This is a genomic window from Bifidobacterium sp. LH_743, assembly GCF_056355775.1.
The window spans coordinates 674,556-686,812 of sequence record NZ_JBKESZ010000001.1 but is presented as its reverse complement, the minus strand read 5'-3'; the positions used below and the strand labels follow the sequence as shown (position 1 = coordinate 686,812).

The following is a 12,257-nucleotide window of genomic DNA, read 5'->3' as shown; positions in this document are numbered from 1 at the left end:
TTCGGCTGACCGCCCGTAGGGTCGATCGCCGATGTCCGATTCTACCGTCCGCCATGCCCGTGGCGTTCCGCGCGGGGCATGACCATGGTTATATACTGAACGCGGAGCCGGTGCCATGCGGACGACCGGCATGATCGACAAGGCGGTTTTTCATGGCGCATATTCTTCTGGGGGTCACCGGCAGCATCGCCGCATTCAAGGCCTGTCACCTGGCTTCCGATTGGAGCAAGCAGGGTCATGAGGTGCGCGTGGTGATGACCGCCGCGGCGCAGGAGTTCGTCACTCCCCTGACGTTCAGCTCACTGACGCACACGCCGACGCGCACGTCCATGTTCGCCGGCGGACTTGATTCCGGCGATGTTGCCGACATTCCGACGAGTCCTCTGCGGATTGGCCATATCGCCGACGCGAAGTGGGCGGACATCGTGGTCGTCGCGCCGGCGAGCGCCGACATCATCGCGAAAATCGCCTGCGGCATCGCCGACGACCAGCTCACCAGCACCGTGCTCGCCTACGACGAGGGACCGAAGATTCTGTGCCCCGCCATGAACGTGCATATGTATGCGAACGCGGCGACGCAACGCAACATCGCGACCTGCAAGGAACTTGGCTGGACCGTCGTCGAGCCGGAAAGCGGCATGCTGGCCTGCGGCGACGCCGGCAAAGGGCGTATGGAGGAGCCGGCCGGCATCGAAGCGGCCGCGGACGAGCTGCTGCTCGCGAATCGTCCGGATGAGGAGCTGCCGCTCAAGGGGCTCAACGTGCTGGTCACCGCGGGTCCCACGCAGGAGCCGCTTGACCCGGTGCGTTTCCTGACCAACCATTCCACCGGCAAGATGGGGTATGCGCTGGCCGAAACGGCGCGCGACCTGGGAGCGCGGGTGACGCTCGTGTCCGGGCCCGTGGCGCTTGAAAAACCGTACGGCGTGGACACAATCGCCGTCGCCACCGCACGGGACATGTTCGACGCGGTGCGAGGCCGGTTCGACAAGGCTGACATCACCGTCATGGCCGCTGCGGTGGGCGATTTCCGCCCGGTCGAACAAGCTGCGGACAAAATCAAGAAGAACGGACGGACGAGCATCGAACTCGAGCTCACGTCGAATCCGGATATCCTGGCATGGGCGGGCGAGCACAAACATGCCGGCCAGATTCTGTGCGGCTTCGCCATGGAGACGCGCGACCTTGAAGCGAACGCCGCGAAGAAGCTCGCCGCCAAGCATTGCGACATGCTGGTGGCCAACAATCTACGTACCCCCGGTGCCGGCTTCGCGGCCGATACGAACGTGGTGACGGTGCTGACGCCCGGCACGGACGCGGAATCGCCCGTTATCGAGCATTGGGACAAGATGGGCAAGGACTCGCTGGCACAACGTCTGCTCGGCCGGCTTGCCGCCATGCGTGCCGAAGACGGACGCCGATGATCGTCCGAAAAAATAACAATCGATGGAACATACGCGAAACGCGAAGGAGAAACGCAGCATGCTTCTGATGGCCGTGGACATCGGCAACACCAATGTCGTGATCGGATTCCTTGATGGGGACCGCATCGCGGGAACGTACCGCATCACCACCAAGGCGAACCACACCTCCGACGAATACGGGCTGATGATCACGCAGTTCCTGGGATTGAGCGGCTACGGACCACACGACGTCGATGACGTGATCATCTCGTCCGTGGTGCCGAAGGTCATGCATTCGTTCCGCGCGAGCATTGTGAAGTTCCTCGGCATCGATCCGATGATCGTGGGACCGGGGGTCAAAACAGGGCTCAATATCCGCATGGACAATCCGCAGAGCATGGGCGCGGACTGTATCGCCGACTGCGCCGGCGCGTACTACGAATACGGCGGGCCCATTCTGGTCGCCGATTTCGGTACAGCCACCACGTTCAACTACGTCACCGGGGACGCGGCTGTGATTTCGGGACTGATCACCACCGGCATCCGCACCGCGGCGGCCGCGTTGTGGGAGGGAACTGCGCAGCTACCGGAAGTGGAGATCACCCGTCCGAAGTCGATTCTCGCCAAATCGACGAAACCTGCCATGCAGGCGGGCCTGTATTACAACTTCCTCGGCGGCATCGAACGGACGATCGCGCAGTTCCATCAGGAGATCGACGAGGACTTCCGTGTGGTGGCGACGGGCGGCTTGAGCCGCGTGTTTGCCAATGACACGGACATGATCGACATCTACGACCCTGATCTGATCTTCAAAGGCATGCGGCACATCTACGAACGCAACGTCCGCTAGATTCGACGAACGTCATCCACTAACATCGCCGTTACTGGATGACGAAGCCCTGATTGGCCCCATACTCCTCCAGGTCCTTCTGCCATCGTGAGATGCCGCCTTTGAGCTTGATACGGTCGGACGATTCCGTGTTCTTCAGCGCGTCTCCGATGCTGGAGGTGTCGGACACCTGCCCACCGGCTGCGATGATGTCGAGCCTGTCCTGCTCCTTGCGCAGCATGCTCGACCACTTGTAGGCCTTCCCCACCGTGGAGCGGAAATCGCCTCGCGCATACACTTCAAACGGCAGATACTGGTATCCGGTCGACACGTTCTCCGCGGCACGAGAAAGCACGCGGTTGTATTCCTGGCCGCCGAAATACGGTATTTCGATGCCACGGTCGTCGGTCACCGTGGTCCTGCTGAGGAATTTCGGATCGGACAGCGTGTCGTTGTCGGCGGGGAAAGCGCCGCCGTCCACACGGGTTTTGATGCCTTTGGCGTTGTGGCATGCGTATTCGATGAAGCGGTACGACGCCTCGGGCTTGCGGGAGCGTTGCAGCACGGCGAGTGCCGAGCCGCCGTTCTCCGACGTGACGGCCTTGCCGTCGGGCGTCGGCATCTGGGACACACGCCACAGGCCGGCGGCGCCAGGGATATCGGACATGAGCAACGACGGCAGCCAAGCACCCGAGAACAGCGAGGCGACCTTGCCCTGTCCCACGGCCGACTTCCAAGAATCCGACCATGTGGCGAGGTTCGTCGCCACCAGCCCCTCGTCGATCATCTTCTGCCAGAATTCGGTGAATTCGCGGGTGCCTTCATCCTCGGTGAGTTTGATCGTCACGTTCTTGCCGTCGTTGGACGTGGAGAACGGGCGGCCTCCGGCGAGCCAGATCATCGTGTCGTAGAAACTCGCATCTCCCGAATCGGCGGTGATGTATACACCGATCTTCTTGAGTTTCTTCGCCGCCTCATAGTATTCGTCCCACGTGCGGATCTTGGACGCGTCCACGCCGACCTGTTCGAACACGCTGTCGTTATAGAAGAACGCCATCGGACCGGAGTCCATGGGCAATCCGTACACGCGGCCGTTCAACTGCACCGAGGACCATGTGCCGGGCGTGTAGAAATCCGAATATCCCGCCGTCTTGCCGGTGATGGCCACCAACTGGCTGCTGACCGCGTATTGGCGCAGCGCGTAGTATTCAAGCTGCACCACATCGGGGATGCCATAGCCGTCCTGGATGGCGTTGTTGAGTTTGTCGTAGCCGCTGGTGTTCTTCCAGATGACACGAATGTCGGGATTCGCCTTTTCGAAGCCGGCTATGACCTGCTTCATACTCGGCTCCCACGACCATACGGTGATGGTCGTGCGTGTGTCCTCGTCGGCTCCGCATGCGGCCGCACCCATCGTCATGACGCAGGCGCAGCAGATGGCGACAAGCCGCCTCACCAATTTCAGTCCCACGCCCGCGATCCTCCGTATCCTTTTTCCATTGCGATCGATACCAACTCCAGATTATACGGAAAGTCTGCGTACAGTCTCCGGCAAACAACCGCTTCTATAGGAAACGGACACGAAACGATGCTGTTCCGCGTCCGTTTTTCCATACACGATCGTCCGTCATGCCGATGGCATGCAGGACCGATGAGCCGAATCAGGCTTCAATACCGAGCTTGGCACGTTCCTTCTTGGAATACATGAAGGCCGGCAGCTGACGACCCCGCTTAATCCAGGAATGATATTCGGCGGTGGCCGCGAACTCCACGTCGGAGGCGGAGTTCAGGCAGGTCTCCACGGAATCCTGGACGACGCCGATGATGAAGCCGACGCCCACCACCTGCATGGCGATGTCGTTGTTGATGCCGAACAGCGAGCAGGCCATCGGAATGAGCAGCAGCGAACCACCCGCCACGCCGGAGGCACCGCACGCGCCGAGCGCGGAGACCACGGACAGCAGGATGGCGGCCGGCAGACTGATCTGGATGCCGAGCGTGTTGGCCGCGGCCATGGCCATGACGGTGATGGTGATGGCTGCACCGTTCATGTTGATGGTGGCGCCCAGCGGGATGGACACGGAATACATATCCTTATCCAGGCCGAGCTTCTCGCACAGCTGCATGTTCACAGGGATGTTGGCGGCCGACGAACGGGTGAAGAATGCGGTCAGGCCGGATTCCTTGAAGCAACGGTAGACCAGCGGATACGGGTTGCGGCGCAGGAACAGGAAGATGACCAGCGGTCCGAACACAAGCGCCATGAGCAGCATGGTGCCGACGAGCAGGAGCAGCAGGCTGCCGTACTTGGTGAAGGTCGAAAGGCCGTTGTCAGCCACATTGGTGAACACCAGGCCCATGATGCCGAACGGGGCGAGGTTGATGACCCAGCGGATCACTTGGGAGACGCTGTCGGCCACGTTGGCCATGAACGCCTTGGAGCTTTCGGTGGCGATGGACTTCATGGCCAGACCGAACAAGCAGGCCCACATCAGGATGCAGATGTAGTTGCCGTCGATGATGGCCTGAATCGGGTTGGCCACGATGTTGGTCAGCATGGTCTGGATCACTTCGGAAAGCCCCTTGGGCACCACATCGGCCTTGGCGGCCTTGCCCAGGGACAGGGTCTGCGGGAAGGCGCGGGATGTCAGCACGGCCACGACCGCGGACAGGAACGTGGTGAACAGGTACAGGAACAGCACAGTGCCGAAGCGACGGTCAAGCCTGGAGCTGCCCTGCGCGAGGGCGCTGGCCACCAGCACGAACACCAGAATCGGGGCCACGGCCTTCAATGCGGACACGAACAGGGTGCCGAATTCTCCGATCCAGCTGGCAGAAGGCCAGACCAGTGCGAAAACCGTTCCGATGATCAGACCGAGGATGATACGCAGGATCAAACCCGTGCCGTTGTATTTGTTGACCGCCTTCTTGATCAGCGACGTTATGCCTTTCATTGTCCTTCTCTCTGCAAGGGGCTCGTAATCAAGCCCTTGGTCTCTCGAACACGCATATCGTAGCGGGTGCGTGTTTCGAACCCGCTAATCAGTCCATATCGGCATAACTCGTACGTGCTCCCCCGCGGTTCAGGCGGCCTTGTACGCTATCCGCAGGAACGAATCAGTGAAGCGATCCACGGGAACGGGCCTGCTGTACAGATACCCCTGCACCTGATCCGCCCCTATGGCGCGGACGAAATCCAACTGGCTTCTGTCCTCGACGCCTTCGACGACCACCGTGACGTTCATGCGATGGGCCGAGTCCACCAGATCCTTCAGCACGGTTTCACGGCGGTCCCTGACCCTGCCTTCCAAGCCGAGCACCAGCTCGCGAGCGATCTTCAATCGGTCTATCTCGTTCGACGAGAAGGCATACAGATCGGAATATTCCGTGCCGAAATCGTCGAGCGCGATGGTGAAACCCTCCGCGCGCAACTTGGAAATGGCTTTGTTCTCCTTCTCGAGGTCGGCGATGGGCATGGTCTCAAGAATCTCGAATGCGATATCGCCATGATCCACGCCGTACCCATCGATGATGGACACCGCCTGTTCCACGAAATCGTCATGCTCGAAATCAGCCCGGGAGAAATTCACCGAAATCTGCGGGAAACGCAGCCCCTCATTCTTCCATCCGACTATCGCCTGGCATACCAAGGAAAGCATATGCTCGTCGAGCATCATGCACAGGCCGCTACGTTCCAAATCGGGAACGAACGTACCCGGACTGACCACGGTGCCGTCGGACCGAATCCAACGGGTCAACGCCTCGGCGCCGGAAAGCCGACCGGTTCGCACGTCGCACTTGGGCTGGATATACAGTTTGAATTCATCATGTTCGATCGCCGAACAGAGCAGATGAGTGTCGAAACGTTCATGGTCCGTGTTCTTCGTGGAACCATTCTGGTACACGTCCATATGTTGCCGACCTTTTTCATTCATGGCGGGAAGCGTCATTTCGGAATTATCCGATGTGTACATACCTTTTCCGGAGGGACCTGACACCAATAGTTCGTCATAAACATGGTAGCAGTCCTTGCCGATATTCTTCGCCGCGTACAGAGCCTTGTCCGCACGCTCGTACAACTGCATGTACGTGGCTTTCGGGAAGGAGCGCGCGACACCCACACTGATGGACAGGTCCTGCCGCTGCTTATAGCTCATCAGACATGAGCGGGAATTCGCCATGAGCCGTTCGAGTTTGGCATGGAGCTCGCCGTCGGTCAGATCGCCCTCGCAGAACACGATGAACTCGTCCCCGCCCATGCGCGTGACCACGTCCGAGGAACGGAACGAGGAATGAAGCACACTGGCGAAGGACTTCAGCACTTGGTCTCCCCGTGCGTGCCCCAGCTCATCGTTCACCCGTTTGAAGTTGTCCATGTCCATGATCATGAACACGCCTTCGCCGCCGTCGGACAGATACTCGCTGATGGCCTGGCGGGCGGCGCGGATGTTGAGCAGACCGGTCAGGGTGTCCGTGTCCGCCAGCTTGTGCAGATCGGCCATGCGTTTGACCATGGCCTCCCTTGCCACGATCTCCTCGTTCACGTTCTTGATGGTGCCGAAGTACATGCCGGAGCTGTGCATGCGTTGGAACCGCACATATTGGCCGTTCTCAAGGCGGATGACCCGCTCGTCGATGTCATGGCTGAGCGCCGAGCAGATGAACGACCGGAGCCTGTCCGATGGATGCTTTCCGGATTCGCAGTAGATGTCGAGCTTGTCCATGTCCGGGATAAGCGTCCGCAGGTTCTTGGAATACAGGATCACATCCGTGGAGGGGATGTACTGGTAGAACGCGAAATCCGCCCCGGAAATGCTGTCCAGCAGATCGAATCGGGTCTTTTCCTCCCGATAGAAGGTTTTCAGTTCGTTCAGACAGTCGAAGATCTGCTGCACTTCCTCTGTCTGGGCCTGCCTGTGATGAACCGTCGTGTCGCCGTTGAGATAGGCGTTGATGTCGCGCTCGACCACCACCAGATCGTTCAGCACGAGCTGTTCGGATGCCCGTCGGACCGCCCATTCTAGGAGGCAGAGCACGAATATGATGATCACGAGGTTCGCCACGACGCTTCCCAGCGAATTCATCAGCAGTTTATGGATCGGTACCAGAACCACCACCATATATCCGGATGAGCGTTTGACGGACGCCAACACCGGCTTGCCATGCATCAGCGTGAGCCTCGCCTTGCCTAGATGTTTCCTCGCCCATTGCAGGCGCGCCGCATCGTCATGGGTATCGTCGCTCACATCCCCGTTCGATGCCAGGACCTTCCCAGTGGAGGCATCAAGCACCTGCCCTCTCCACCCGGGGTTGGCGGCGAGTTCCGGAAAGGACCTCCCCATGTCCGTTCCAAGCACACGAATCGCGTTGGTCGCATACTGTTCGGTCGCGTCCACAGCCCAATTCATCGAGAAACCAACGGTGATGGCTGTGGCCGCCACACACATCAACGCCCCGAAAAGGTATGAAACACGCCTGTATCGGGCAACGAAAGCCTGTTCCAGCGTCTTACGGGACCGTCCGCCCGCGCGCACTGAGTCACCCATGGTCACCGCTTCCCTTCCATAGCCTGGATCGCGGCGCCACGCGTCGCGCCTTAGCAACATCACACCATCATACGGCCCCATGCGTCCTGACGCCCAAGGGCACTTGGGAGACGAAGTGCCGCCGCACGCCGCTTATCGGATCGACGAATTCCAACGACCTGGCGACCAGTTCCAGCGGCCGGGAGAAGTCATCGTACGCCCGTTGCACCACGTCGGGGTAGAAATCATCGCCGAGAATCGGCAGGCCAAGCGAATCCATATGGACGCGAAGCTGATGCGTCTTGCCGGTTTTCGGATGCAACGTGTAGTTCACGAACGGTTTTCCATCGATGCGCCGCACGTCGTTCCCGCGCTCGATCAGCGTCTCCGCGTTCGGCGTATCGGCGCTTTCGTACGCCTGCAATCGGCCGCGGTCCTTGTTGATGCGCGACCTGCGCACCATCGGAAACGGTCGATGCCGGTCGATCAGTTCGACTGTTCCGTAGCGGGGACGCTGCGGCGGTGCGAGTGGTGCCAAGCATTCGTAGGTCTTGACCGTCCTGTGATTCTGGAAGAGCATCTGGTATGCACCCCGCACGGCCGGATCGCGCACGAACACGACGATGCCCGCGGTCGGACGGTCCAGCCGGTGCGCGGGCACGATGTCCGGCTCGCCGCATCGTTCGCGCAGACGGATCAGCGCCGTTTCCCGATACCACATGCCACGTGGGGTCGTGGCCAGGAAATGCGGCTTGTCGATGACAAGGATGTGCTCATCCTCATACAGGATCTCGTATTCGAAGGGAATATGAGGCTCCTCGGTCACGTATCTGTGCCTGCGCCCGGCATTCGATCCGTTTCTCGGCCCCTTGCCCAGTCCGTTATTCAACGGTGACTGACTTGGCAAGATTGCGCGGCTTGTCCACGTCGTAGTTCTTGAGCTTGGCCATGTCCATGGCGAACAGCTGCAGTGGTACCACGTCCACCAGCGGGCTCATCAGCGTCGGGCAGGCGGGACGCCAGAACACCACGTCGGCGTAACGCTCCACATCCGGATCGTTCTCCTCGGCCACGGCGATGATGTAGGCGCCACGGGCCTTGACCTCCTCGATGCCGGAGATGACCTTGGCGTGCAGCACATTGCGTCCGCGCGCCGGCGGCACGATGAACACGACCGGCTCGCCCTCATCGACCAACGCGATCGGACCATGCTTGAGCTCTCCCGCTGCGAAGCCCTCGGTGAAGGTGTAGGCAATCTCCTTGAGCTTCAGCGCACCTTCCATGGCGACCGGATACCCCACATGACGTCCGAGGAACAGGAAGGACTTCGCGTCCACCATCTGCTTGGCGGCCTCCTGCACGGTCTTGGTCTGGGTGTCGAGAACCCACTGGATCTTGCGAGGCATGTCCTTCAGGGAGTCCAGGGTCTGGGCGATCTCATCCCTGTACATGGCGCCTTTGACCTGCGCCAGATACAGACCGAGCACGTAGGCGGCGGTGATCTGCGCCACGAACGCCTTGGTGGACGCGACCGCCACTTCCGGACCGGCATGGGTGTAGAGCACCGCGTCGGATTCACGCGGAATGGATGCGCCCTGCGTGTTGCAGATGGCCAACACCTTGGACCCCTGTTCACGCGCGTGGCGCAACGCCATCAGCGTGTCCATGGTCTCGCCGGACTGCGAAATGGCCACCACCAACGTTCGGGGGGTGAGGATCGGGTCACGGTAGCGGAATTCGTGGGCGAGTTCCACTTCTACCGGAATGCGCACCCAATGCTCGATGGCGTATTTGGCCACCATGCCCGCGTACGCGGCCGTGCCGCAGGCGATGACGATGATCTTGTCGATGGCTTTGAAATCATGCTCGTCGATGCGCACCTCATCGAGGTTGATGTTGCCGTTCTCGTCGAGACGCCCCAGCAGAGTGCGCTGCACGGCAGCCGGATCTTCATGGATCTCCTTGTCCATGAAGGAGTCCCAACCGCCCTTTTCAGCGGCGGACGCATCCCAGTCCACGGTGTAGGTCTTCGGATCGGGCACGATGTTGCCCATGAAGTCGGAGACGACGACCTTGTCTGCGGACACCATCACGGCCTGGTCCTGGTCGATTTCCATGGCGCGCTTGGTGTAGGCCACGAACGCGGCCACGTCGGAGCCGAGGAAGTTCTCGCCTTCGCCAAGACCGACCACCAGCGGCGAATCGTGACGGGCGCCGACCACGATGTCCGGCTGGCGCACATCGGTGGCGAGGATGGTGAACGCGCCTTCCAGCATGCGTGCGAGACGGCGGACGGCCTTGAACAGGTCAGGCTTGCCGGTCTCTTCGATGATCTTGTCGCTGATCTTGCCCAGCAGCTTCGCCGCGACCTCCGTATCGGTTTCGGAAACGAAATGGTAGCCTTCCGTCTGCAGGTCGAGACGCAGCTGGGACGCGTTTTCGATGATGCCGTTGTGGATGATGGCGACCTTGCCGTCACGCGACGTGTGCGGATGCGCGTTGGTGTCGTTCGGCACGCCGTTCGTAGCCCAACGCGTATGGCCGATGCCCACGGTGGCGTCCGGCATCGGATCACGTTCGATGTCCTGCACCAGGTTGGCCAGACGTCCGGCCTTCTTGCGGACGGCCACACGCTCCATGCCAGGCGCCGTCAGCGCCACGCCGGCCGAATCATATCCGCGGTATTCCAATCGCTGAAGCCCTTGGAGACACACCTCCAAAGGCTTGCCGCACGCGGTCCGAACATTTCCTGCATATCCTACGATTCCACACATAGCTCACCAGTGTATCGGACGGATATGTCACCTGCTCACGGCAAAAACCACTTTCACACAACCCGCCAGCGGGAGAACGGTGGTGCAAGACTTCAGGCTTCTGTTTGGCACGCAATGTACTGTTTCGCCTTTGCAGCATCGTACCCGGGTACTGATTCATCGAAATACTTGCCGAATACGTCCTTGTCCTTGTTCTCGTCGCTGACGATCGCCTTGTAGTCATCCACCGTCATGGATTGTTCGGCGAGTCCGTATTGCTTCAGGCACTTGAGCAACGGCACCACGGGATCCTCGTTGTTGGGGTTGCTACTCATGTCGCCGCGCAGCATATTCATATCCGTGAAATCATTGTCCGCATCGCATTGCTTGACAATGGCATCACCGTCGGCCTCGCTCATTCCCGACGGATACGAGGTTGACATGCCGCCTTGTGAATCGACGGTGACTTCGACATTTTGCTGTTGCGCACAATCGCTGAAATGCTGGCTGAGTTCAAGGAACTCCTGGTCGGTGATCTTGCTGTCCTTGAGTATCTTCTTAGTCAAGGATTGGTGTGCGTTATCGTAGGTGCGTTTGATTTGCTGCGCGTATGGCCCGGTAAACACCGTGCCATCCTGGGCCGTGGCGCTGCTTGATGCGCCGGTAGCGGTACCGGCAGATGAATCGATATGCGTCGCTCCCCCACAACCGGACAGCAACATCAGGCAGCATGCCGCCACGCACACGAAGGTCGTCACACCGGTGTGACGATGCCGCGCGATATTCGAAGTTCCCATGTACTCTTCTCCTTGCGAATCCTTGTCTCTTCCATTCAGCCGGCCCGCGGCAGTAGGTGCGTGCCACGCTAGTTACGACACACACCCACTACCGACGCCGGGGTGCCAGTTCGACAGATGGGTGTCATCTGGGTGCTCATGCCGGTACACATACTGCGACAGGTCACTGAGCTTGTACCCGTCGTAGCGTTCCATGCATTCCTTTGCGACCCTGTTGTCCTTCTGCGCGTTCGCCCCCGTGTACGGGACCGGTGTCAGCGCACCGTCGGTCAGATAGAAGGTAGGGAAATCATCTTCGCTTTGAGCCTGTGCGCAGATACAATCCATGACTTTACTTTCCAACGCTGCGATGTCCTTCTCGCTGATTTTGCCGTCTTTGATGAGGTTGCGGGCGAAACCAGTCTGAAGATTGTCGTACGTGTCCGCGAACCTGCGGGCGTAGGCGCCCGTGAACTCAGTCCCGTCCTCGGCTTTCGCGGTGGTTTGCGACGGGCTCGGAACCGCGTCCTGACGTTCCGTACCGCACGCGACGCATGCCAGACATGCAACAATGATGCCGAAAATCGACACTATGCAGCGAACACGGACGACAATATCAGTCAGCATCGGTTGCCAATCACTTGTACACACGCCAATTCGCCGTGTAGAACTTCAGCGGTTGCCCGTGCGCGTTTGCGTATGACTTTTGATATGTTGGAGCCCACTTGCCGTAAGCTTTCTTCAGTGTTCCATCGTTTAATGAGTACGTCAGCACATGCTGCGAATACACCCCCTGTGCTGTAGCCATGGAATATGTCCAGTACACTACCCCGCGATTCCATACATCTTTTGCGTTCGCAGTACCTGCAAGCCCGGTAGCGAGCAACAACGACGCGGTAACCGCCGCCAATGCCGTTTTAGCCTTTTTCTTCATTGTGGATACTCTCTTGTATCTAGGTGACGCCCCGTTG

10 protein-coding genes are annotated in these 12,257 nt (G+C 59.8%); 2 read left to right on the top strand and 8 right to left on the bottom strand.

The window, feature by feature from the left end; genetic code table 11:
* Nucleotides 1-152 precede the first annotated feature (152 nt).
* Both coaBC and AC1ATL_RS02900 read left to right on the top strand, forming a co-directional pair.
* Complete coding sequence (gene coaBC, locus AC1ATL_RS02905) at nt 153-1,424, top strand: bifunctional phosphopantothenoylcysteine decarboxylase/phosphopantothenate--cysteine ligase CoaBC (protein ID WP_476568273.1); 1,272 nt, start codon at nt 153-155, stop codon at nt 1,422-1,424.
* Between the two features lie 58 nt (nt 1,425-1,482).
* Nucleotides 1,483-2,253: a type III pantothenate kinase gene (locus tag AC1ATL_RS02900; protein ID WP_432623754.1), complete on the top strand. Its 771-nt coding sequence runs from the start codon at nt 1,483-1,485 to the stop codon at nt 2,251-2,253.
* A gap of 31 nt (nt 2,254-2,284) precedes the next feature.
* Here the strand turns inward: AC1ATL_RS02900 and AC1ATL_RS02895 are convergent, their stop codons facing one another.
* From AC1ATL_RS02895 to AC1ATL_RS02860, 8 genes are all read right to left on the bottom strand, one after another.
* On the bottom strand, nt 2,285-3,652 hold the full coding sequence (locus tag AC1ATL_RS02895; protein WP_476568367.1) for an ABC transporter substrate-binding protein: 1,368 nt from the start codon (nt 3,650-3,652) through the stop codon (nt 2,285-2,287).
* 241 nt (nt 3,653-3,893) lie between these two features.
* On the bottom strand, nt 3,894-5,186 hold the full coding sequence (gene sstT, locus AC1ATL_RS02890) for a serine/threonine transporter SstT (protein ID WP_476568271.1): 1,293 nt from the start codon (nt 5,184-5,186) through the stop codon (nt 3,894-3,896).
* Nucleotides 5,187-5,315: 129 nt separating this feature from the next.
* Nucleotides 5,316-7,778 carry a putative bifunctional diguanylate cyclase/phosphodiesterase gene (locus tag AC1ATL_RS02885; protein WP_476568269.1) on the bottom strand — a complete coding sequence of 821 codons (2,463 nt, stop codon included), beginning with the start codon at nt 7,776-7,778 and terminating at the stop codon, nt 5,316-5,318.
* A gap of 67 nt (nt 7,779-7,845) precedes the next feature.
* A complete protein-coding gene (locus AC1ATL_RS02880; RefSeq protein WP_476568267.1) occupies nt 7,846-8,583 on the bottom strand; it encodes a pseudouridine synthase in 738 nt (245 codons plus the stop codon).
* A gap of 55 nt (nt 8,584-8,638) precedes the next feature.
* Nucleotides 8,639-10,531 (bottom strand): glutamine--fructose-6-phosphate transaminase (isomerizing), encoded by a 1,893-nt coding sequence (gene glmS, locus AC1ATL_RS02875; protein ID WP_476568265.1) that lies wholly within the window; start codon nt 10,529-10,531, stop codon nt 8,639-8,641.
* A 92-nt stretch (nt 10,532-10,623) separates the two neighbouring features.
* Nucleotides 10,624-11,307 carry a hypothetical protein gene (locus tag AC1ATL_RS02870; protein ID WP_476568263.1) on the bottom strand — a complete coding sequence of 228 codons (684 nt, stop codon included), beginning with the start codon at nt 11,305-11,307 and terminating at the stop codon, nt 10,624-10,626.
* A 72-nt stretch (nt 11,308-11,379) separates the two neighbouring features.
* A complete protein-coding gene (locus AC1ATL_RS02865; protein WP_476568261.1) occupies nt 11,380-11,913 on the bottom strand; it encodes a hypothetical protein in 534 nt (177 codons plus the stop codon).
* Between the two features lie 10 nt (nt 11,914-11,923).
* Nucleotides 11,924-12,220, bottom strand: coding sequence for a hypothetical protein (locus AC1ATL_RS02860; RefSeq protein WP_055054579.1), 297 nt, complete (start codon nt 12,218-12,220; stop codon nt 11,924-11,926).
* Nucleotides 12,221-12,257 lie beyond the last annotated feature (37 nt).

Coding starts and splice junctions, on each gene's coding strand:
- coaBC (WP_476568273.1), top strand. CDS start 153: ATGGCGCATATTCTTCTGGGGGTCACCGGCAGCATCGCCGCATTCAAG.
- AC1ATL_RS02900 (WP_432623754.1), top strand. CDS start 1,483: ATGCTTCTGATGGCCGTGGACATCGGCAACACCAATGTCGTGATCGGA.
- AC1ATL_RS02895 (WP_476568367.1), bottom strand. CDS start 3,652: ATGACGATGGGTGCGGCCGCATGCGGAGCCGACGAGGACACACGCACG.
- sstT (WP_476568271.1), bottom strand. CDS start 5,186: ATGAAAGGCATAACGTCGCTGATCAAGAAGGCGGTCAACAAATACAAC.
- AC1ATL_RS02885 (WP_476568269.1), bottom strand. CDS start 7,778: ATGGGTGACTCAGTGCGCGCGGGCGGACGGTCCCGTAAGACGCTGGAA.
- glmS (WP_476568265.1), bottom strand. CDS start 10,531: ATGTGTGGAATCGTAGGATATGCAGGAAATGTTCGGACCGCGTGCGGC.
- AC1ATL_RS02870 (WP_476568263.1), bottom strand. CDS start 11,307: ATGGGAACTTCGAATATCGCGCGGCATCGTCACACCGGTGTGACGACC.
- AC1ATL_RS02865 (WP_476568261.1), bottom strand. CDS start 11,913: ATGCTGACTGATATTGTCGTCCGTGTTCGCTGCATAGTGTCGATTTTC.
- AC1ATL_RS02860 (WP_055054579.1), bottom strand. CDS start 12,220: ATGAAGAAAAAGGCTAAAACGGCATTGGCGGCGGTTACCGCGTCGTTG.